This window comes from Pseudomonas sp. MSSRFD41 (genome assembly GCF_014230245.1).
In the GTDB taxonomy this organism is placed as follows: Bacteria; Pseudomonadota; Gammaproteobacteria; order Pseudomonadales; family Pseudomonadaceae; genus Aquipseudomonas; species Aquipseudomonas piscis.
The window spans coordinates 47,911-70,456 of record NZ_JACKZK010000021.1 but is presented as its reverse complement, the minus strand read 5'-3'; the positions used below and the strand labels follow the sequence as shown (position 1 = coordinate 70,456).

At 66.2% G+C, this 22,546-nt stretch carries 10 protein-coding genes; 6 read left to right on the top strand and 4 right to left on the bottom strand.

The window, feature by feature from the left end:
* Positions 1 to 68: 68 nt before the first annotated feature.
* A complete protein-coding gene (locus H7A76_RS25160; RefSeq protein ID WP_185701010.1) occupies positions 69 to 13,088 on the bottom strand; it encodes a non-ribosomal peptide synthetase in 13,020 nt (4,339 codons plus the stop codon).
* A 372-nt stretch (positions 13,089 to 13,460) separates the two neighbouring features.
* Between H7A76_RS25160 and H7A76_RS25155 the strand changes: the two genes are divergently transcribed.
* Positions 13,461 to 14,009, top strand: a complete 549-nt coding sequence (locus H7A76_RS25155; RefSeq protein ID WP_185701009.1) for an RNA polymerase factor sigma-70 — start codon at positions 13,461 to 13,463, stop codon at positions 14,007 to 14,009.
* Between the two features lie 49 nt (positions 14,010 to 14,058).
* Here H7A76_RS25155 and H7A76_RS25150 read toward each other — a convergent pair whose 3' ends face one another.
* From H7A76_RS25150 to H7A76_RS25140, 3 genes are all read right to left on the bottom strand, one after another.
* Complete coding sequence (locus tag H7A76_RS25150; protein ID WP_185701008.1) at positions 14,059 to 14,418, bottom strand: hypothetical protein; 360 nt, start codon at positions 14,416 to 14,418, stop codon at positions 14,059 to 14,061.
* An 89-nt stretch (positions 14,419 to 14,507) separates the two neighbouring features.
* On the bottom strand, positions 14,508 to 15,302 hold the full coding sequence (locus tag H7A76_RS25145) for a substrate-binding periplasmic protein (RefSeq protein ID WP_185701007.1): 795 nt from the start codon (positions 15,300 to 15,302) through the stop codon (positions 14,508 to 14,510).
* A gap of 96 nt (positions 15,303 to 15,398) precedes the next feature.
* Positions 15,399 to 16,022: a TetR family transcriptional regulator gene (locus tag H7A76_RS25140; protein ID WP_185701006.1), complete on the bottom strand. Its 624-nt coding sequence runs from the start codon at positions 16,020 to 16,022 to the stop codon at positions 15,399 to 15,401.
* A 188-nt stretch (positions 16,023 to 16,210) separates the two neighbouring features.
* On the opposite strand from H7A76_RS25140, the gene H7A76_RS25135 reads away from it, so the two are divergent.
* From H7A76_RS25135 to H7A76_RS25115, 5 genes are all read left to right on the top strand, one after another.
* The gene (locus tag H7A76_RS25135) at positions 16,211 to 18,001 is read left to right on the top strand and encodes an acyclic terpene utilization AtuA family protein (RefSeq protein ID WP_185701005.1); all 1,791 of its coding nucleotides are present in this window, start codon (positions 16,211 to 16,213) and stop codon (positions 17,999 to 18,001) included.
* Between the two features lie 9 nt (positions 18,002 to 18,010).
* The gene (locus H7A76_RS25130; RefSeq protein WP_185701004.1) at positions 18,011 to 18,880 is read left to right on the top strand and encodes an SDR family oxidoreductase; all 870 of its coding nucleotides are present in this window, start codon (positions 18,011 to 18,013) and stop codon (positions 18,878 to 18,880) included.
* A 3-nt stretch (positions 18,881 to 18,883) separates the two neighbouring features.
* Positions 18,884 to 20,500, top strand: coding sequence for a geranyl-CoA carboxylase subunit beta (gene atuC, locus H7A76_RS25125; RefSeq protein WP_185701003.1), 1,617 nt, complete (start codon positions 18,884 to 18,886; stop codon positions 20,498 to 20,500).
* Between the two features lie 77 nt (positions 20,501 to 20,577).
* Complete coding sequence (gene atuD / locus H7A76_RS25120; protein ID WP_185701002.1) at positions 20,578 to 21,735, top strand: citronellyl-CoA dehydrogenase; 1,158 nt, start codon at positions 20,578 to 20,580, stop codon at positions 21,733 to 21,735.
* On the top strand, positions 21,732 to 22,529 hold the full coding sequence (locus H7A76_RS25115) for an enoyl-CoA hydratase/isomerase family protein (RefSeq protein ID WP_185701001.1): 798 nt from the start codon (positions 21,732 to 21,734) through the stop codon (positions 22,527 to 22,529). Before atuD ends, H7A76_RS25115 begins: the two co-directional genes overlap by 4 nt.
* Positions 22,530 to 22,546 lie beyond the last annotated feature (17 nt).

The following is a 22,546-nucleotide window of genomic DNA, read 5'->3' as shown; positions in this document are numbered from 1 at the left end:
GAGGGCTTGAGGGGCTATAGACCAACAGAACCTGATTGGCCAGCGAACAAGGCCCCGTCACCCTTGGGTCACAAGCCCTCCAGCTCAGCCATCAGGTCGCTCAGGCGATCGACCTTCTCCTCGCTGATTTCATTGGCCCCCAGTCCGTCGATGTACGCGGCCAGCTCCTGCACCGTGCTGCATTCGAACATCGCCCGCAGCGGCACGTTGCGTTGCAGGGTTTTCTGCACCCGCGAGGCGATCTGCGTGGCCAGCAGGGAATGCCCGCCCAACTCGAAGAAGTTGTCGCGCACGCCCACCCGTTCGACCTTGAGCACCTCGGCCCAGATATCGGCCAGGGTCTGTTCCAGTTCGCTGCCCGGGGCTTGATAGTCCTGGCTCTGCAACTGGCCGATTTCCAGGGCCGGCAAGGCCTTGCGATCGAGCTTGCCGTTGGCGTTGAGCGGCAAGCGCTCCAACCACAGCCAGTGCAGCGGCACCATGTACTCCGGCAGTTCGGCGCGCAGGCGCGGCTTGATCCGCTCCAGGCATTCGCTCGGGCTCAGGCTTGAGTCACTGGCCACCAGGTAGCCCACCAGATGCTTGCCATTGACGCCCTCCTGCACCCCGACCGCGGCATCGCGCAGCTCCGGCTGTTCGTGCAGGCGCGCTTCGATCTCGCCCAGTTCGATGCGGTAGCCACGGATCTTCACCTGATGGTCGATGCGGCCGACGTATTCCAGCACGCCGTCGCTGCGCCGGCGTGCCAGGTCGCCGGTGCGGTACAGGCGTTCGCCCGCCGCACCGAACGGATGGGGCACGAAGGCAAGCGCGGTACGCAACGGGTCGCTGACGTAGCCACGGCCGACACCGGTACCGGCCACGCACAGCTCGCCCACCGCGCCCAGGGGCACCAGCTCCAAGGCTTCGTCCATCAGGTACAACAGGTTGTTGTCAGTGGGCGTGCCGATGGGCAGGTAGCTGCCCCGGGTCGAGGCCAGGTCCACGCGGAAGAAGGCCACGTCATCGGAGCACTCCGCCGGACCGTAGGCGTTGACCAGGCCGATCCGTGGATAACGCAGCAGCCACTGGTGCGCCAGCTCCGGTGGCATGGCCTCGCCGGTGGGCAGCATCCAGCGCAGGCCGTCCAGGGCGATGGCGTCCTGGGCCAGCATGCCCTGGATCAGCGACGGCACACTCTCCAGCACGGTGATGCCCTGCTCCTGGACGTGGGCCAGGAGCCCCTGGGGATCATGGGCGATGGTATTGGGCACGATGTCGACCCGAGCGCCGAACAGCGGCGCGGCCAGGAACTGCCAGACCGAGATATCGAAGCTCTGGGAGGCGGTCTGGGCGATCACATCGGCCTCGCTCAGTTGCAGGTACGGCACCTTGCTCAACTGGTTGTTGAGCATGCCGCGTTGCTCCACCATCACGCCCTTGGGCAGGCCGGTGGAACCGGAGGTGTAGATCACGTAGGCGAGGTTGTCCGCACGGCTGTAGCGTCCGGGATTGTCCTCGCGCCCAGCCCCGGCCTGGACGTCTTCCCAGACCAGCAAGCGCGGACGAGCGGCGCAGCCGAACTCGTCCAGCAGGGCCTGGGCCTGTTCACGGCAAGCCCGGGTACAGACCAGGATCGGCGTACGACTGAGTTCGATGATGCGGCCCAGGCGCTGGCCCGGCAGGCCCGGGTCCAGGGGCAGGTAGCCGGCCCCGGCCTTGAAGCTGCCGATGATCATGCCCAACAGCTCCAGGCCACGCTCGGCCAGCAGGGCCACCGGCTGGTCGAAGCCCACGCCCTGGGTCACCAGGGCATGGCCCAGGCGGTTGCTGCGCAGGTTCAATTCGGCGTAGCTATGGCTCTGCTCCAGGCAACTGGCGGCGATACGCTGCGGATGCGCCGCCACCTGGGCCTCGAACAACTCCACGTAGCTGCGCTCCAGCGGGTACTGGTGCTGGCTCTGGTTGCAACCGTCCAGCAGGAAATCACGCTCCTCCTCGCCCAGCAACGGCAGCTCGGCCATGTCGCCATTAAAGCCCTGCATCAGCGCCAGCAGCAGGCGCTTGAACTCGCCCAGCATGCGCTCGATGGTCGCCTGCTCGAAGTAGCGCTGGTCATAGGACAGGTGCAGCCCCAGGTCGTCCCCCGGGTAGCAGACGGCCGTGATCGGGAAGTTGGTGTGGGTGCGGCCGGAGTCCGAACTGGCGTTCAGGCTCTGGGCCCGGTCCAGTACCGAGACCTCCACCGGGGCGTTCTCGAACACGAACAGGCTGTCGAACAGCGGCTGGCCCTTGGGCAGCTCGCTGGTTTCCTGGATCGCCACCAGCGGCAGGTACTCGTACTCGCGCAGCTGCATGTTGCTGTCCAGCAACTGGCCCAGCCATTGGCGCACGCTGCAGCGCTGGCCATCCTCGGGCAACTTGACCCGCAGGGCGATGCTGTTGATGAACAGGCCGACGGTGCGCTGCATCTGCGGCATGTCCACCGGCCGCCCGGCCACGGTGACCCCGAACAGCACGTCGCGGTCGCCGCTCATGCGCCGCAGCACCAGGGCCCAGGCCGCCTGGGCGAAGGTGTTGACGGTCAACTGGTGCTGCTGCGCCAGCTCGCGCAATTGCGCACCGTCCCGTGGATCGAGCCGGGTGTAGCAGTCGCCGACGATCATGCCGCCGCTGTCGCCGGCATGCTCGCGCAGGAACGGCCGGTCGCTGGGGATCGGCGTGGTGCGTTCGAAGCCCGCGAGATTCTGCCGCCACCACTGGCGCGCCTCGGCCAGGCTCTGGTGTTGCAGCCAGCCGATGTAGTCGCGGTAGCGCGGCGGTACTGCCAACTGCGCCTCGCGGCCTTCGCCCAGGGCGGTGTAGATCTCGAAGAAGTCGTTCATCAGCAACGAACGGCACCAGGCATCGATGAGGATGTGGTGGTTGCTCATCATGAACCAGTAGCGCGCGGCGCCGACACGGATCAGCCGCAGGTGGAACGGCGCCTGGTTGAGCAGATCGAAACCGGCCTCGCGCTCGGCCTTGTGCAGGGCTTGCAGCCTGGCTTCCTGCTCGGCCTCCGGCACATCGCTCCAGTCCAGGTACTCGATGGGCGTGCTGCCCGGCTTGTGGATAACCTGCAGCATGTCCTCGCCCACGTTCCAGCAGAACGAGGCGCGCAGGGCTTCATGCCGGGCCACCACGGCCTGCCAGGCCTGGGCAAAGCGCTCGGGGTCCAGTTCGCTGTTGATGCGGTAGCGGTCCTGCATGTAGTAGAGGCCGGTACCCGGTTCCAGCAGGGTGTGCAGCAACATGCCTTCCTGCATCGGCGTCAGCGGATAGACATCCTCGATCTGCGCCGCCGGTACTGGCAGGGCATCGAGCTGGGCCTGGGTCAGGCGCGCCAGGGGGAAGTCCGACGGCGTCAAGCCACCGGCATCGTCCTTCAGGCAATGGGCGATCAGGCTTTGCAGCTCACCCAGGTAGGCCGCCGCCAGCTCGGCGATCAGCTCGGGCTCGAAGCGCTCGACGCTGTAGGTCCAGCGCAGCACCAGTTCACCGCCGTAGACCTGGCTGTCGATGCTCAGCTCGTTGGGCAGCGGTGCCTCCAGGGCATGGGCCGGGCCGACTGACTCGTCCAGCGGCCGCAGCAGCGCATCGCGACCGAAGCTCTGGTCGAACTGCCCCAGGTAGTTGAAGGTCACCGGCGCCAGCGGCAGCGCCGCCAGGGCACTACGGCAAGCGTCATCGGCCAGGTAGCGCAGCACGCCATAGCCCAGGCCCTTGTGCGGCACGCCGCGCAATTGCTCCTTGATCGCCTTGATCGAGGCGCCCTGCCCGGCGGCTTCTTCCACCTGCAACGGCGTCAGGCGCAGCGGATAGGCGCTGGTGAACCAGCCCACGGTGCGGGTCAGGTCGATCTCGTCGAACAACGCCTCGCGACCGTGCCCTTCCAGTTGCACCAGTGCCGAAGGCTGCCCGCTCCAGCGGCACAGCACCCGGGCCAGGGCGGTGAGCAGCAGGTCGTTGACCTGGGTGCGATAGGCCGCCGGGGCCTGTTGCAGCAGTTGACGGGTGCTCTCGGCATCCAGGGTCACGCTGTGGCTGCGGGCATGCTGGTGTTGCTGGCCACCGTCCGGCTGCAACCCTGGCAATTGCGCCGCCGGGCCGGCCAATTGCTGTTGCCACCAGGCCAGTTCCTCGCGCAGCGACTCACTGCCGGCGTAGGCCTGCAAGCGGCTCGACCAGTCGCGCAGGGCGCTGGTCTTGGCCGGCAACTGCACGGCCTGGCCCGCCTCCAGCTGGCGATAGACGTTCTGCAGATCCTCCAGCAGTACCCGCCAGGACACGCCGTCCACCACCAGGTGGTGGATGGCCAGCAGCAGCCGCTGCTCACCCTCCGGACCGTCCACCAGCACCGCGCGCAGCAGCGGCCCATGCTCCAGGTCGAGGCTGCGCTGGGCATCGGCGAACAAGGTTTCGCAAGTGGCCATGGACGGCACCCGTACCTGCCACAGCAACGGCGCATCGGACAGCGGCAAGTACTCGGCGCGCCATTGTTCGTTGCTCTGGTTGAAGCGCAGGCGCAAGGCGTCGTGTTGTTCCACCACCGCCAGCAGCGCCTGCTCCAGGCGCTGGGCATCCAGGGGCGCCACCGGCTCCAGCAGCAGCGCCTGGTTCCAGTGCTGCGGCTGCGGGATGCGGCTATCGAAGAACCAATGCTGGATCGGGGTCAGCGGCGTCTCGCCGCTGAGCAGTCCTTGCTCGGCGCTGATGCGCTGGCGGCGGCTGGCCACCCGCGCCAGGGTCTGCACGGTCTGGTGCTGGAACAGGTCACGCGGGGTGAAATGGATGCCCAGCTGGCGCGCGCGGCTGACCACCTGGATCGACAGGATCGAATCGCCGCCCAGTTCGAAGAAGTTGTCGTTGAGGCCCACCTGCTGCACGTTCAGTACATCGCACCAGATCCGCGCCAGGCTCTGCTCCAACTCGTTGCTCGGAGCCACGTACTGCTGGCGATTGAGCTCCGGGTCCGGCACCGGCAAGGCCCGGCGATCGAGCTTGCCGTTGGCGGTCAGCGGCAGGCTGGACAGCAGGATCAGGTGAGTCGGCACCATGTAGTCCGGCAACTGGGTCTTCAACTGCTGCTTGAGGGCTTCGCGCAACTCGGCTTGCGCCGCCTCGTCCTGTCCGGCGACCTCGGTCACCAGGTAACCCGCCAGTTGCTTGCCCGATGGCGCATCCAGCGCCAGCACCACCGCTTCGCGGACTGCAGGATGATCCAGCAAGCGGGATTCGATTTCCCCCAGCTCGATACGGAAGCCGCGGATCTTCACCTGATGGTCGACCCGGCCGATGTATTCCACCTGGCCGTCGGCGCACTGGCGCACCAGGTCGCCGGTGCGATACAAGCGGCCGCCGGCGCCGCTGAACGGGTCGGCGACGAAACGTTCGGCGCTGAGGCCAGGGCGACGATGGTAGCCCTGGGCCAGGCCCGCGCCGCCGACATACAACTCACCGGTCGCGCCTTGGGGCACCAGAGCCAGGTCGGCATCGAGGATATAGGCCACCCGCGCGCCGACGATGCGGCCGATGGGCACGCTGGCCACGCCTTCGGCCAATTGTTCCGGCGCCAGGCTGGCCAGGGGCATGACCACGGTTTCGGTCGGGCCGTAGGCGTTGAAGAACAGGCTCGGCTGGAAGGCCGCGCGAATGCGTTGCAGGTGCTCGCCGGTCAGGGCTTCGCCACCGGTGATGCACATGCGTACCGCCAGGGTTTGCTGCTGGGTCGCCAGGTGCTGGGCCAACTGGCTGCCATAGCTGGGGGTGAAGCCCAGGATGCTGACCCGATGCTGGCGGATCAGCTGGCAGATTTCCTCGGCGTCCCACTGGCCCTGGGCCCGCAGCACCACCTGGGCACCGCTGAGCAGCGGCACCAGCAAGCGCTCGGTAGCGGCGTCGAAGTTGATGGAATAGAAGTGCAGTTCGCAATCGTCGGCACGCATGCCGAATCGACGGATCACCGCCTGGCAGTGCATGGCGATTTCCCCATGGGACACCACCACGCCCTTGGGCAGGCCGGTGGAACCGGAGGTGTAGATCAGGTAGGCCTGGTGCTGCGGCAGGCTGACCAACGGCGGCTCGCTGGCCGGGTAGTCGGCCAGCAGCGCGCCGTCCTCCTCCAGGCACCAGCACGCCACGCCTGCCGGCAGTTCGCCGAGGGCCTGGAACATCCGCGCATCGCTGAGCAGCAGGCCGATGCCGCTGTCCTCGATCATGTAGTGCAGGCGATCCAGGGGGTATTCCGGGTCCAGCGGCACATAGGCGCCGCCGGCCTTGAGGATCGCCAGCAGGCCGATCACCATTTCCAGCGAGCGCTCCAGCGCCAGGCCGACCCGCACCTGCGGGCCCACTCCGCGCTCGCGGAGCATCCAGGCCAGGCGATTGGCGCGGCTGTCCAGCTCGCTGTAGCTCAGGGTCTGGCCGGCGAAGGTCAGCGCCGGGGCCTCCTGGCGAGCCCGGACCTGCTGGCTGAACAACTGCTGGATGCATAGGTCCAGGCGCTGCTCGCCGGCTTCGCTACCCAGGCTATCGAGCAGTTGGCGCTGCTCGTCCGACTGCAGCAATGGCAGTTCGCACAGACGCTGCGTCGGGTCGCCCAGCAACGCCTCCAGCAGGTTGCACCAGTGGGCAGCCATGCGCGCGATGCGCGGCTCGTCGAACAGGTCGGTGCTGTAGGTCAGGCAGCAGCCCAGGCGCTGATCCAGGTCGGTGACTTCCAGGTTGAGGTCGAACTTGGTGGCCCGGGCATCGTTGACCAGGTACTCCACGGTCATGCCCGCCAGTTGCCGGCTCTGCTGGAACTCCCAGCGCTGGACGTTGCACATCACCTGGAACAGCGGGTTGTAGGCGGCGCTGCGCGGTGGTTGCAGGGCTTCCACCAGATGGTCGAACGGCAGGTCCTGGTGGGACTGGCCATCGATCACCGTCTGGCGTACCTGCTCCAGCAACTGGCCGACGCTCATCTGTCCATCCAGCTGGCAGCGCAGCACCTGGGTATTGAGGAAGGCCCCGATCAGGCCTTCGCTTTCCGGGCGGATGCGGTTGGCCACTGGCGCGCCGATGCGCAGGTCGGTCTGGCCGCTGTAGCGATACAGCAGCACCGACAGGGCGGCGGTCATGGTCATGAACAGGGTCAGGCCGTGCTCCGCATTGAAGGCCCGGACCCGGGCCGCCAGTGCGTCGTCAAGATCGAAGCGATAGAGCTCGCCCTGGTGGCTCTGCACCGCCGGCCGTGGCCGGTCGCTGGGCAGCTCCAGCAATGGATGCTCGCTGCCCAGTTGCTTTGTCCAGTAGTCCAGCTGGCGCTGGCGCTCGCCAGACTCCAGCCACTGCCGTTGCCACACGCTGTAGTCCAGGTACTGCACCGGCAGCGGTTCCAGGGGCGAATCGCGGTCGTCGAGGAAGGCTTCGTACAGCGCCCCCAGCTCACGGGCGAAGATGTCCATGGCCCAGCCTTCGGTCACGATGTGGTGCAGGGTCAGGACGAAGTAGTGTTCCTGATCGCCGGCCTTGACCAGGCAAGCCCGCAGCAAAGGGCCGGTTTCCAGGTCGAAGGGCTGGTGCGCCTCGCTGTCCGCCAGTTGCTGCAGGCGCTGTTGCCGCGCCTCGGGGGCCAGGGCCGAGAAGTCCTTCCAGGCCATGCGCAGGCCGGTATCGGCATGCACCTGCTGGCGGGCCACGCCGTCGACGCTGGGGAAGGTGGTGCGCAGGGTTTCGTGGCGCAGGATCAGCGCTTGCAAGGCCGCCTCGAAACGCCCGACATCCAGCACACCGCTCAGCCGTGCCATGCCGCCGACGTTATAGGCCGGGCTGTCCGGCTCCATCTGCCAGAGGAACCACATGCGCTGCTGGGAATAGGACAGCGGCACCGGTTGGCTGCGATCGACCTGGGCGATCGGCGGCTGCTGATTGTGCGCCCCGCTCTCCTGGATCAGTCGCACTTGTTCGGCAAAGGCCCCCAGCTCGCTGGCTTCGAACAGCACGCGCAGGGGCAGCTCCACATCACAGGCCTGGCGAGTGCGGGAAATGATCTGGGTGGCCAGCAAGGAATGGCCGCCCAGGGCGAAGAAATCGTCCGTCAGGCCGATGCGTGGCTGGCCCAGCACCTCGCGCCAGATCGCCGCGATCTGCTGCTCCAGCTCGGTGCCGGGCTCGACATGCTCGCGCACCTGCCATTGCGGCTCGGGCAGTGCCCGGCGATCCAGCTTGCCACTGGGGCTCAGGGGCATGGACTTAAGGCGCACCAGTTGCGCCGGCACCATGTATTCGGGCAGCTCGGCGGCCAGGGCGGTTTTCAGGCGCGCGCTCTGCTGTTGTTCATCTTCATCGTCGGCATGGGCCGTGTAGTAGCCGATCAACTGCGCTCCGGCCTGGGTCTTACGCACCAGCACCGCGGCCTGGGCCACGCCGTCCTGGGCGAGCAGGCGCGCTTCGATCTCCTGGGGTTCGACCCGGAAGCCCCGCAGCTTGACCTGCTGGTCGAGGCGACCGAGGTATTCCAGTACGCCATCGGCGCACCAGCGCACCCGGTCACCGGTGCGGTACAGGCGCGCGCCCTCCTCGCTCAACGGGTCCACCACAAAGCGTTCGGCAGTCAGCGCCGCACGCCCCAGGTAACCCCGGGCCAGGCCCTGGCCGCTGATGCACAGCTCACCGGGCACTCCAGCCGGCAGCACGTTGAGTTCGGCGTCCAGCACACGGCAGATCACATTCCCCAAGGGACGACCGATGGGCGAACGCTCGCCATCAGCCACCGCGCAGTGCCAGTGGGTGACGTTGATCGCGGTTTCGGTCGGGCCATAGCGGTTGTGCAGTTGCACGCCCGGCAGTTGTTCCAGCAAGCGGTTGCGCAACTCGGCGGGCAAGGCTTCGCCACCGGAGAACACCCGACGCAGGCTATGGCAGCCGGCGCTGAGCGGCTCGTCGACGAACAGCTGCAACAGCGGCGGGACAAAGTGCAGCGTGGTCACGCCGTGCTCCTGCACCAACTGAGCGATACGGTGCGGGTCGCGATGCTCGCCGGGAGCGGCAATGAACAAGCGGCAGCCGGTGATCAGCGGCCAGAAGCATTCCCATACCGATACGTCGAAGCTGATCGGGGCTTTTTGCATCAGCACATCGTCAGCCTGCAACTGGTAGCGGTCCTGCATCCATTGCAGGCGCTCCATCAGCGCGGCGTGGGTATTGCCGACGCCCTTGGGTTGGCCGGTGGAACCGGAGGTGTAGATCACATAGGCCAGGTTGTCGCCATGCAGGTGCAGGCCCGGGGCCTGGCTCGGCCAGTTGTCGAGCTTGAGGCTGTCCATGGCGATGGCGCTGACGCCCGTGGTGGTTGGCATGCGCTCGAGCAGGTGGGTCTGGGTCAGCAGCAGCTCGACGCCGCTGTCACCGAGCATGTAGGCCAGGCGCTCGGCCGGGTAGTCCGGGTCCAGGGGTACATAGGCACCGCCGGCCTTGACGATGGCCAGCAGGCCAATCAGCAGTTGCGGCGAACGCTCGGCGGCGATGGCCACGCACACGTCGGGGCCGACCCCCTTGTCCCGCAGGTAGTGGGCCAGGCGGTTGGCCTGGGTGTGCAGCTCGGCAAAACTCAACTGGCCACCCTCCCACACCAGCGCGGTGCGTTCCGGGGTCAACTGCCATTGTTCATGCAGGCGTTCCGGCAGCCAGCACTCGGCCGGCTTACAGGGGGCCACGCTCCACTGTTGCAGCTGCTCGGCCTCTGCCTGGCTCAAGAGCGGCAGGTCGCCCAGGGCCGCGTCAGGTTGCTGGCAGGCATATTCCAGCAGGCTGATGAAGTGTCCGGCCAGGCGCTCGATGGTGGCCGCCTCGAACAGCTCGTCGGCATAGTCGAAGGCCAGGCTCAGGCGTCCGTTGCGATCTTCCTCGGTGTGCAGTTGCAGGTCGAACTTGGCTTCGCGGCTGTGCCACGGCAGCTCTTCGGCCAGCAACCCGGGCAGGCGCCGCAGGGCACTGAGGTCGCGTTGCTGGTGGTTGAACATGACCTGGAACAGGCCTTGCTCGCGGGCCTCGGGGAAGGCTTCCAGCAGCTGTTCGAACGGCAGGTCCTGATTGGCCTGGGCCCCCAGGGTTGCCTGGCGAACCTGTTGCAGCAGCTCGGCGAAGGACTGGCGCCCATGCAACTGGCCGCGCAACACCTGGGTGTTGATGAAGAAGCCCAGCAGGCCCTGGGTTTCCAGGCGCGGGCGGTTGGCATTGGGCACCCCGACGCGGATATCGCCCTGGCCGGTGTAGCGGTACAGCAGGGTCTGGAAGGCTGCCAGCAGTAACATGAATGGCGTCACCTGCTGGGCCTGGGCCGCCTGGCGCACGGCCTCGCTGAGGCTCGCGCTCAAGCGCTGGCCGTGGCGCGCGGCGCTGTGTCGGACCTGGGCCGAGCGCGGATGATCGGTGGCCAGGCCCAGGGCAGGGGCTTCATCGGCCAGCTGCTGCTTCCAGTAATCCAGCTGGCGCTGGCCTTCGCCCTGGGCCAGCCAGTGGCGCTGCCAACTGCCGTAGTCGGCGTACTGCAGGGCCAGCGGCGCCAGCTCCAGGGCCTGGCCCTGGGCGAAGGCCGCATACAGGCGCGAGAACTCGTCGATCAGCAGGTTCAGCGACCAGCCGTCGGCAATGATGTGGTGCAAGGTCAGCAACAGTTGATGTTCTTCATCATCCAGGCGCACCAGGGTCGCCCAGTACAGGGGCCCCTTCTCCAGGTCGAACTGGGTGTGGGCCTCATCCTCGCGGATCTGCCGGGCCCGGGCTTCGCGTTCGGCCGGCGGCAGGTCGCTGATGTCGATCAGTTGCAGGTTGAACTCGCAGGGCTCATCCACCTGTTGCAGGGCTTGGCCATCTCGCTCGAAGAAACGCGTGCGCAGGGCTTCGTGACGCTGCAGCAGTTGCTGGAAGCTGGCACGCAGGGCGTCTTCGTCCAGTTCGCCACGCAAGCGCAGGCCACCGGGAATGTTGTAGGCGCTGCTGCAGGGGTCCAGCTGCCAGGTGATCCACAGGCGGTTCTGGGCCAGGGATTGCGGCAACGGCTGCTGGCGCGACAGGGCGCTGATCGCACCCCGGGCCCTGCCACCGTCCTGCTGCAAGCGCGCGACCTCGGCGCTGAACGCCGCCAGGGTCGGGGCCTCGAACAACAGGCGCAGCCCCAGTTCCAGGCCCAGCTCCTGGCTCAGGCGGGCCATGACCTGGGTGGCGGCGATGGAGTTGCCACCCAGCAGGAAGAAGTGATCGTCGGCGGCCACCGCTGCGCATTGCAACTGCTCCTGCCAGATGCGCCCGATCAGGGCCTGTAACTCATTGCCCGGCACTTCGCCGGTTGCGTCCTGGCTCGGAGTCGAGGCATCCGGGAACAGCGCGTAGTAGTCCAGGCTGCCATCGGCCAGGCGAGTACGGCAGGCCGAGCGTTGCAGCTTGCCGCTGGAGGTCTTGGGCAAGGCTCCGGGATTGAGCAGCACCACCATGCTGGGCGCTTCCTGGCAGGCTTCGGCGACTGCCTGGCGAATGGTCTTGATCAGCGCCTCGGGCGGCAGGATCTTCTGCACGCTGCGGCTGATTTCCGCGGCGATGCCAATGCCTTCCTGGCCCTGGTCGGTGACCGCGAACGCCGCCACCCGCCCCTTGCGCACCACTTCTACTTCGCGCTCGATGGTCTTCTCGATGTCCTGGGGATATAGATTGTGCCCGCGCACGATCAGCAGGTCCTTCAGGCGCCCGGTGATGTACAGCTGGCCCTCGCGCATGAAGCCCAGGTCGCCAGTGCGCAACCAGGTGCGGCCGGCGTGCTGGACGAACGCCTTGGCGCTCGCTTCGGGGTTGCGCCAGTAACCATGGGCGATGCTCGGCCCGGCGGCCCAGACTTCACCGATGCGGTTATCGGGCAGCTCGCGAAGCTGCTGCGGGTCCATCAACAGCACCGCGTGCCCCGGCTGGCTGAAGCCGCAGCTCATCATCGCGCTGCCCTGCCCCGGTTCGGCACGGTTCTGCGCCAGGGCCTGCTCATCCAGGTGCAAGGCCGGGATGCCCTGGCCACGCACGCCACCGGCGACGAACAGAGTGGCTTCGGCCAGGCCATAGGACGCCAGGAAGTTATCGGCACTGAAACCGCAAGCGCCGAACTTCTCGGCAAAGCGCTCCAGGGTGTCCAGGCGGATCGGCTCCGAGCCGGAATAGGCCACGCGCCAGCCGCTCAGGTCGAGGCGCTGCAGGGCCGACTCACTGACCCTCTCGCTGCACAGGCGGTAGGCAAAGTCCGGGCCGCCACTGATGGTGCCGCCGTATTCGCTGATGGCTTCCAGCCAACGCAGGGGCCGGGCCAGGAAGTAGGCCGGTGACATGAGCACGCAGGGTACGCCACTGAAGATCGGTTGCAGCAGGCCGCCGATCAGGCCCATGTCGTGATACAGCGGCAACCAGCTGACGATCACGTCGTCCGGATTGAGGTCGATGCCGAAGCCGCGGCGGATCAGCATCTCGTTGGCCACCAGGTTGCCATGGCTGACTTGCACGCCCTTGGGCAAGGCCGTGGAACCGGAGGTGTATTGCAAGAAGGCGATGTCATCGTCCGCCAACTCGACGCTCTGCCAGCCCTCGGCCAGGGCGCTGTCCAGGGTATCGACGCACAACAGTTGCGGCGCCCCCTCGGCCTTGAGCTCGTCCATCTGCAACAGGGCCTCACGCAGTCCGGCGCTGGTCAGCAGCAGCCGTGGCTCGGCGTCGGCCATGATCGAGATCAACCGTTCCTGGTGATGGCGCCGGGCCGACTCTGGCGGATAGGCCGGTACCGCGATCACCCCGGCGTACAGACAGCCGAAGAACGCCGCGACGTAGTCCGGGCCACTGGGGAACAGCAGCACCGCCCGGTCGCCGAACTCGGCATTGGCTTGCAAGGCCGCGGCGATGGTGCGCGCCCGCCGGTCCAGGTCCCGGTAACTGAGGACCACGTTCTGCTCCTGGTCTTCGGCGAGGAAACGCAACGCCATTTGGTCAGGTGCCAGGACTGCCCGGCGTTGAAGGGCTTGGGCCAGGGTGCTGGGGAGTTCGAACGCGTCCGTCATGGGTTTTCCTGCCAGGATTGTGCTTGCAATGGAGAGCGGCCCCTGTCCTGGCATGCCCTGATAACTATCGATGAATCAGACAGTTACAAGTGGGCCATGGATCGCAGGAAGGCGCCGTGGCCGGGTCTGTTACCCGGAATCATTCTCCAATGGGAACGGATGACGTCTTGAAATAATTAGTCCGCATCCTGCTCTGCAAACCCTGCTTGGGAACGTCGGCGAGTACCCGTTCGCAATTTGTAAATCAGGAGAGCATTAGTTCTTTTTCTCAATTGACAATCATTATCATTCAGCCTAATTTGTCGCTCGATGTGTAGGACGCGTCTGACGTTTCAGTAGTCCCACTACCCTCTTTGCAACAAGGTGATTTCCATGACGGAACAAGTATCCACAAGCAGGTGCGATTCACCGTTACTCCAGGCATTTGTCGACAACAGACTGATCCTGGTCAAGATTGCAGCGCGTATCACCGGCTGCCGGTCACGAGCTGAAGATGTGGTTCAAGACGCGTTTTTCCGCTTGCAATCGGCACCGCAAATCACCTCCTCGTTCAAGGCCCAGCTCAGCTATCTGTTCCAGATCGTGCGCAACCTGGCCATCGATCACTATCGCAAGCAGGCGCTGGAGCAGAAGTACTCGGGTACCGAAGAAGAAGGCTTGAACGTCGTCGTCCATGGCGCCTCACCTGAAACTTCCCACATGAACTTCTCCACTCTGGAAAACATTGCCGAAGCACTGACCGAGCTGCCCTCGCGCACTCGCTATGCCTTCGAGATGTATCGCTTGCATGGTGTCCCACAGAAAGACATCGCCAAGGAGCTGGGCGTTTCGCCGACGCTGGTGAACTTCATGATTCGCGATGCCCTGGTGCATTGCCGCAAAGTCTCGGGTAGCCGCCCCGACACCTTCGCCCGTCGCTGACCCGCGACCGGTGCCGGGCCATGATGCCCAGCACCAGAGGCGCTCGAGTTCAGCCCTCGAGCAGGCCACTCCGGCCCAGGACCAGCAACGCCGCACGTTTGTGCAATAGATCGAATGCCTGTTGGCAATACCGACAACGGTCATGCCCGGCACAAGCAGGCTCATGGCTGGGAACCGGGGGGCGCTCGCAACCCGGTGGGTCCAGGTACAAGGCATGCACCTGGACCGACAGCCAGAACGCCAGGCGGTCCTGGCGGGCCGCCTCGATGGCCTGTGCACCCAGGGGCCCGGACTCCTGCCCTTGCACAGGCATTGCCTGGAACAGCATCCGCCGTGCGGCAATCTCGTCGATGCCCAGCATGGCGCCAGTGCCTAGGGGGTCAACGTTCAGCTGATTCACAAGGGCCATGGCAAGGTCACCGTCGAATGGGCATTCAACCAAGTGACGTGGGCCGCCAGGAAAAATTTAGCCCGGCGTGAACCGGGCCGGAAACGGACTCAAGCGTGGGGAACGGGCTTCACCGCAATGCGATAAGGCTCGAAGATCTTCAGCATCTGGCCGTTGTCCCGCAGCCTTTGCAACAACCCGGCGAAATCCTCGGCGCTGATGGGCGCCTTGGGTCGGATGAGGCTGTAGTGGTGGTAGATCTGGTCGATGCGCTCGGAGACCAGCAAGCGTTCGGTGCTGTCGACGTTGCGGGCCAGGAAGTCGCTGAGGTAGGAACGCGTCACCAGGGCGATATCCGCCCTGCCGCGCAAGACCATCAGCAAGTTGCTGTCATGGGAATAGGTCAGCGTGGCGTTGAAAGCGTCGGCCAGGTAACGGGTATCGGCATTGAACTGGGCGAAGGCGTAGTGATAACCGCTGAACAGCGCCAGGCGCTTGCCCGTAAGGTCGGCGAAGTACGCCTGGCCGCGCCCGGGCTGGCGTTGGGCGACGAAGATCTCCGCATCCTCGAGCCCCATGTCGACACTGGTGTGCTCGATGTCCTGCCAGCCCCAGGCCGGGTTCTCGAAGATCGCCATGTCCACCCGCCCCTGCTCGAAATCGCGAAAGCGCCGGGGAATCGAAGTGGGCACCAGGACGAACTGGTAATCGCTCTGGGACTGGTTCAGCGCCTCCACCAGTTGCGGCAGCAGGCCAGTGTCGGCCCCGGTTTCAGGGCGCACGGTGTAAGGAGGAAAATGGGCCGCCGCGACCCGCACCAGTTGCGCCGAGGAGGCCGGAGCGACCCAAAGTGTTGCCAGAGCCAGCAAAAGCATGCGCAAGGCTGGCCGCAGAGGCAGGGACATCAAGGCAACACCCCTCGGGCAAGAGAATGGGAATGCCGTAAAGCTAGGCGTTTTCGGACGCTTCGACAATCTGGCAAGCGATAATTAATCGACGTATCAGCGATCCTTGAGCACCAGCAGCAAAGCCTCTTGCGCCAGTTGCTCCAGGGTCATGCTGCCCTCGGCGCGAAACCAGGTGGTGGTCCAGGACAAGGCGCCGGTGAGAAAACGCCGGGTGATGAACACATCGCCCCTGATGAAACCGGCTTCCTTGGCCTCGCCCAGCACTTGCAGCCAGATCTGCTCGTAGATATCGCGCAGGGCCAGGACCGCCGCCTGGCCCTCGGCCGATAGCGAGCGCCATTCGTAGACCAGCACCGCCATGGCCTCGCCACTGCCGCCCATGATCGACTGCAGCTCGCAGCGGATCAGCGCCAGCACCCGCTCACGCACGCTGCCGGCTTCGGCCAGCTCGGCGCGCATCAACGCGGTGTTGTAGTGGATGGTCTCCTGCATCACCGCCCGCAGGATGTCGTCCTTGCTCTTGAAGTGGTGGAAGATGCTGCCGGACTGGATCCCCACCGCACCAGCCAGGTCGCGCACGGTGGTGCGTTCGTAGCCCTTGTTGCGAAACAGATGCGCAGCCGTGCGCAACAGCTTGCCCCGGGCGCTCTCGGGGTCGGTCACCTGCCCGCTGGCGATCAGCTCGCGCACCACCTGCAAGGCTTTTTGCTCGTCCACCGGTGTTCTCCTACTTCATTTCATCGATAGCTCTGGCGCCGGCCCCGGTAAAACCGGGCATGGCGCGCGCAATTTAAGCTCCCCACCGCCCCCAAGCAAGCGCTTGGGTAGAAGAATAGACCAGGGCATTTACAAACCAAGCGCTTGCTTGGTAGCCTCCGTGCAGTTCTTTTCTCGAGAGCCCCGCCATGACCAAGACCATACGAATCGGCTGTGCCAGCGCCTTCTGGGGCGACACCAGCAGCGCCGCCGCGCAACTGGTGCAAGGCGCCCGCCTGGACTACCTGGTGTTCGACTATTTGGCCGAGATCACCCTGTCGATCATGGCCGGGGCCCGTATGAAGGATCCGGCGGCGGGCTACGCCACGGACTTCGTCGAAGTACTCACGCCGCTGCTGGACTCGATCCACGCCCAGAACATCCGCGTCATCAGCAATGCCGGCGGGGTCAATCCCCAAGCCTGCGCCGACGCCCTGCGCGCCGCCTGCGCCAAGGCCGGGGTGCCGCTGAAGGTCGCCGTGCTGCTGGGCGACGACCTGCAACCACAGCTCAAGGAGCTGGCCGGCGCCGGTATCGTGGAAATGTTCACCGGCGCCCCACTACCGCCCCTGTGCGTCTCCACCAACGCCTATCTCGGCGCCCCGGGAATAGTCGCCGCCCTGGAACTGGGGGCCGACATCGTCATCACCGGGCGCGGGGTCGACAGCGCCGTGGTCAGCGCCGCCCTGGTGCACGAGTTCGCCTGGTCCTGGCAGGACTACGACCGCCTGGCCCAGGCCGCCCTGGCCGGGCACATCATCGAGTGCGGCGCGCAGTGCACCGGCGGCAACTTCACCGACTGGCGCGACGTGCCGGACTACGAGCACATCGGTTTCCCCGTGGTGGAAGTCCAGGCCGACGGCCGTTTCGTGGTGAGCAAGGCACCGGGCACGGGCGGCCTGGTCAGCCCGCTGACGGTGGGCGAGCAACTGCTGTATGAGATCGGCAACCCCCAGGCCTACCTGCTGCCGGACGTGACCTGCGATTTTTCCCAGGTGCAATTGCGTCAGGAAGCGGCCGACCGAGTCAGCGTCCAGGGCGCCCGGGGCATGCCCCCCAGCCATCAATACAAGGTCAGTGCCACCTATCCGGACGGTTTCCGCTGCACCGCCAGTTGCCTGCTGGCCGGCATCGACGCGGTGGCCAAGGCGCGTCGGGTGAGCCAGGCGATCATCGACAAGACCAGCGAGATGTTCAGCCAGCGCGGCTGGGGCCCCTACAGCGAAGTGAACATCGAACTACTGGGCAGCGAGGCCACCTATGGCCCCCACGGCCAGCGCCAGGACAGCCGCGAAGTGGTGATCAAGCTGGCCGTGCGCCATCCGCACAAGGCGGCCCTGGTGCTGTTCTCCCGGGAAATCGCCCAGGCCGCCACCGGCATGGCCCCGGGACTGACCGGCATCGTCGGCGGACGACCGACGGTGTACCCGGTGATCCGCCTGTTCTCCTTCCTGCTGGACAAGGACCGCTGCCACCTGGAAATCGACTTCGCCGGCCAGCGCCATGCCTGCGCCCTGCCGGGGCCCGAGCCGCTGGACCCAGGCGCCCTGCCCGTTCCCCACCCATTGCCCAGGCCCCGGGGCCAGGCCGATGCCAGCGTGCCCCTGGTCAAGCTGGCCGTGGCCCGCTCCGGCGACAAGGGCAACCACAGCAACATCGGGGTCATGGCCCGCCACCCGGACTACCTGCCGTGGATCGCCGAGGCCCTGGCCCCGGAAGTCCTGGTGGACTGGATGAGCCATGTGCTGGACCCGGTCCATGGCCGGGTCCAGCGCTGGTACCTGCCGGGCACCCATAGCCTCAACTTCCTCCTGGAAAACGCCCTGGGCGGCGGTGGCGTCGCCAGCCTGCGCATCGACCCCCAGGGCAAGGCCTTCGCCCAGCAACTGCTGGAAATCCAGATCCCGGTGCCCCAGCGCATCGCCGACGCCGTCAATTAAGGAGCTGCCGTGGTGTACGACTCGATCTTCAAAGCGCAATTGTTTGCCGGCCAGACCATCCTCGTCACCGGCGGCGGCAGTGGCATCGGCCGTTGCACCGCCCATGAGCTGGCGGCCCTGGGCGCCCGGGTGCTGCTGGTGGGGCGCAAGGCGGAAAAACTCCAGCAGGTCGCCGGCGAGATCGCCGAGGACGGTGGGTTGGTGGATTGGCGGGCTTGCGACATTCGCGACGAGGAGGCGGTCAAGGCCCTGGTCGGTGAGCTGATCGAGCGCTTTGGTCCGATCCACGGCCTGGTGAACAACGCCGGCGGCCAGTACCCGGCGCCCCTGGCCTCGATCAACCAGAAGGGCTTCGAGACCGTGCTGCGCACCAACCTGGTGGGCGGTTTCCTCATGGCCCGGGAAGTGTTCAACCAGTCCATGAGCAAGCACGGCGGCAGCATCGTCAACATGCTCGCCGACATGTGGGGCGGCATGCCCGGCATGGGCCATTCCGGCGCTGCGCGCTCGGGGATGGACAACTTCACCAAGACCGCCGCCTACGAATGGGGGCATGCCGGGGTACGGGTCAACGCCGTGGCCCCGGGCTGGATCGCTTCCAGCGGCATGGACACCTATGAAGGCGCCTTCAAGGCGGTGATTCCCACCCTGCGCGAGCATGTGCCGCTCAAGCGCATCGGCAGCGAATCGGAAGTCAGCGCGGCCATCGTGTTCCTGCTCAGCCCCGGCGCGGCCTTCATCAGCGGCAGCACCTTGCGCATCGACGGCGCCGCCAGCCTCGGCAGCCGCGCCTGGCCCCTGGGCAAGGCGCGCAACAGCCACTCGTACAACGGTTTTCATCGGGCCTACCTGCCCGATGTGCTCAAGGGCGAGGAATAAGCCATGCCGGTGATCCACTCCCAGCTCGATCCTCACAGCCCGCAGTTCGCCCAGAACCAAGCGGCCATGCTGGCCGGCCTGCAACAACTGCGCGATATCCAGCAACACCAGTTGGACAAGGCCGCCGAGGCCAAGGCCAAGTTTGAACAGCGCGGGCAGTTGCTACCCCGGGAACGCCTCAACCTACTGCTGGACCCGGGCGCACCGTTCCTCGAACTAGCCGGCCTGGCCGGCTACAAGCTGCACGACGACAAGGACGGTAGCCAGGCCGGCGGCGGCCTGATCGCCGGTATCGGCTACGTCTGCGGGGTGCGCGTGCTGGTGGCGGCCAACAACAGCGCGATCAAGGGCGGCACCATTTCCCCCAGCGGCCTGTACAAATCCCTGCGCCTGCAACAGATCGCCATGGAGAACAAGCTGCCGGTGGTGACCCTGGCCGAAAGCGGCGGCGCCAACCTCAACTACGCGGCGCAGATCTTCGTCGAGGGCGCACGCAGCTTCGCCAACCAGGCGCGGATGTCGGCCATGGGCCTGCCGCAGATCACCGTGGTGCATGGCTCGGCCACCGCCGGCGGCGCCTACCAGCCCGGGCTGTCGGACTACGTGGTAGTGGTGCGCGGCAAGGCCAAGCTGTTTCTCGCCGGGCCGCCCTTGCTCAAGGCCGCCACTGGCGAAGTGGCCACCGACGAACAGCTCGGCGGCGCCGAAATGCATGCCCAGGTTGCCGGTACCGCCGAATACCTGGCGGAAAACGATGCCGACGGCATCCGCATCGTCCGCGAGATCGTCAGCCTGTTGCCCTGGAATGCCCAACTGCCGGCACAGCCGCCCAGGACCTGGAGCGAACCGCTGTACCCGATAGAGGAACTGCTGGGGCTGGTTCCCGACGACCCGAAGAAACCCTACGACGCCCGGGAAATCGTCGCGCGCCTGGCGGACGGCTCGCAGTTCCTGGAGTTCAAGGGCGAGTTCGATGCCCAGACCCTCTGCGGTCACCTGCAGATCCAGGGCCGGGCCTGCGGTTTCATCGGCAACAACGGCCCGATCACACCCCAGGGCGCGAGCAAGGCCGCGCAGTTCATCCAGCTTTGCGACCAGAGCCAGACACCGCTGCTGTTCTTCCACAACACCACCGGTTTCATGGTCGGCACCGAATCCGAGCAGCAAGGGGTGATCAAGCACGGCTCGAAGCTGATCCAGGCGGTGGCCAACGCCCGGGTGCCGAAACTGACCATCGTGGTCGGCGGTTCCTACGGCGCCGGCAACTATGCGATGTGCGGCCGCGGCCTGGACCCGCGCTTCATCTTTGCCTGGCCCAACAGCCGCACCGCGGTGATGGGCGGTGCCCAGGCCGGCAAGGTGCTGCGCATCGTCACCGAGGCCAAGCACGCCAAGAACGGCCAGGAGGCCGACCCGAAGATGCTCGACATGCTGGAGCAGGCCACCGCGCAGAAGCTCGACAGCCAGTCCACCGCACTGTACGGCAGCGCCAACCTGTGGGACGACGGCCTGATCGACCCGCGTGACACGCGCACCTTGCTGGGTCTGCTGCTGGACATCTGCCATGAGGCCCAGGTGCGCCCGCTGCAACCCAACAGCTTTGGCGTGGCGCGGTTCTGATCGCGCAGAACGGCCCGCAGGTAGCGGGACAAAAAGATCCGCTGGTGACGTCACTCAACTTGAGAAGGACAACAACAATGATCTTCACCCAGGAACACGAAGAACTGCGGCGCACGGTGCGCCATTTTGTCGAGCGCGAGATCAACCCCCATGTCGATGAATGGGAAGAAGCCGGACGCTTCCCCATCCACGAGATTTTCCGCAAGGCCGGCGAGCTGGGCCTGCTGGGCATCTCCAAGCCAGAGAAGTTCGGCGGCATGGGCCTGGACTACAGCTACTCGATCGTTGCCGCCGAGGAGTTCGGCACCATCCGCTGCGGCGGGATTCCCATGTCCATCGGCGTGCAGACCGATATGTGCACCCCGGCCCTGGCGCGCTTCGGCTCCGACGAGCTGCGCGAGGAATTCCTGCGCCCGGCCATCAGCGGCGAGCAGGTGGGCTGCATCGGCGTTTCCGAGGTCGGGGCCGGCTCCGATGTGGCCGGGCTCAAGACCCACGCCCGCAAGGACGGCGATGACTACGTGATCAATGGCAGCAAGATGTGGATCACCAACTCCCCCAGCGCCGATTTCATCTGCCTGCTGGCCAATACCTCGGACGACAAGCCCCACGTCAACAAGTCGCTGATCATGGTGCCGATGAACACCCCCGGCATCAGCCTCAGTCCGCCTCTGGACAAGCTCGGCATGCGCAGCTCGGAAACCGCCCAGGTGTTCTTCGACAACGTGCGGGTGCCCCAGCGCAACCGCATCGGCCACGAAGGCGCCGGGTTCATGATGCAGATGCTGCAATTCCAGGAAGAGCGGCTGTTCGGCGCGGCGAACATGATCAAGGGCCTGGAGTACTGCATCGACAGCACCATCGAGTACTGCAAGGAGCGCAAGACCTTCGGCAACCCGCTGATCGACAACCAGGTGATTCATTTCCGCCTGGCCGAACTGTCCAGCGAAATCGAGTGCCTGCGGGCCCTGGTGTACCAGGCCACCGAACAATACGTGCGCGGCCAGGACGTGACCCGCCTGGCCTCCATGGCCAAGCTCAAGGCCGGGCGCCTGGGTCGCGAGGTCAGCGACAGCTGCCTGCAATACTGGGGCGGGATGGGCTTCATGTGGGACAACCCGGTGGCCCGGGCCTATCGCGATGTGCGCCTGGTGTCCATCGGCGGCGGTGCCGACGAAATCATGCTGGGGATCATCTGCAAACTCATGGGCATCCTGCCCGGGAAGAAAAAATGAGCCTGTTGCCGAGTTGCCAGACCCTGTTGCTGGAATCACGCGACGGCGTGCTGTTCATCACCTTCAACCGCCCCGAGAATCGCAACGCCATGAGCCTCGAGATGGTGGCGGAATTGCGCGCGGTGCTGGCCGCCGTGAGCGAGCGCCGCAGCATCCGGGCCCTGGTGCTGCAAGGCGCCGGCGGACACTTTTGCGCCGGTGGCGACCTCAAGGACATGGCCGGCGCCCGGGCCCGGGGCAATGCGGCCTACCGTGAATTGAACCGGGCCTTCGGGGCGTTGCTCGAAGAAGCGCAGAACATCCCCCAGGTGCTGGTCTGCGTACTGCAGGGCGCGGTGCTCGGCGGCGGCTTTGGCCTGGCCTGCGTCAGCGATATCGCCATCGCCGAGCACTCGGCGCAGTTCGGCATGCCGGAAACCAGCCTCGGCCTGCTGCCGGCGCAGATCGCCCCGTTCGTGGTCCGGCGCATCGGCCTGACCCAGGCCCGGCGCCTGGCGCTGACCGCCGCCCGCTTCGATGGCGAACAGGCCCGGCAACTGGGCCTGGTGCACTTCGTCGAGAACGATGCCACGGCGCGGCAGGAGCGCCTGGAGCAGCAACTGGCGCAGGTCCTGCGCTGCGCCCCCGGGGCCAATGCACGGACCAAGGCCCTGCTGCTGGCCAGCGTCGACCAGCCCCTGGGGTCGCTGCTGGACCAGGCCGCCGACGACTTCGCCCAGGCCGTCAGCGGCGAGGAAGGCACCGAGGGCACCCTGGCCTTCGTGCAGAAACGCCAACCGTCCTGGGCCGGCTGACGCCCCACACAGACACA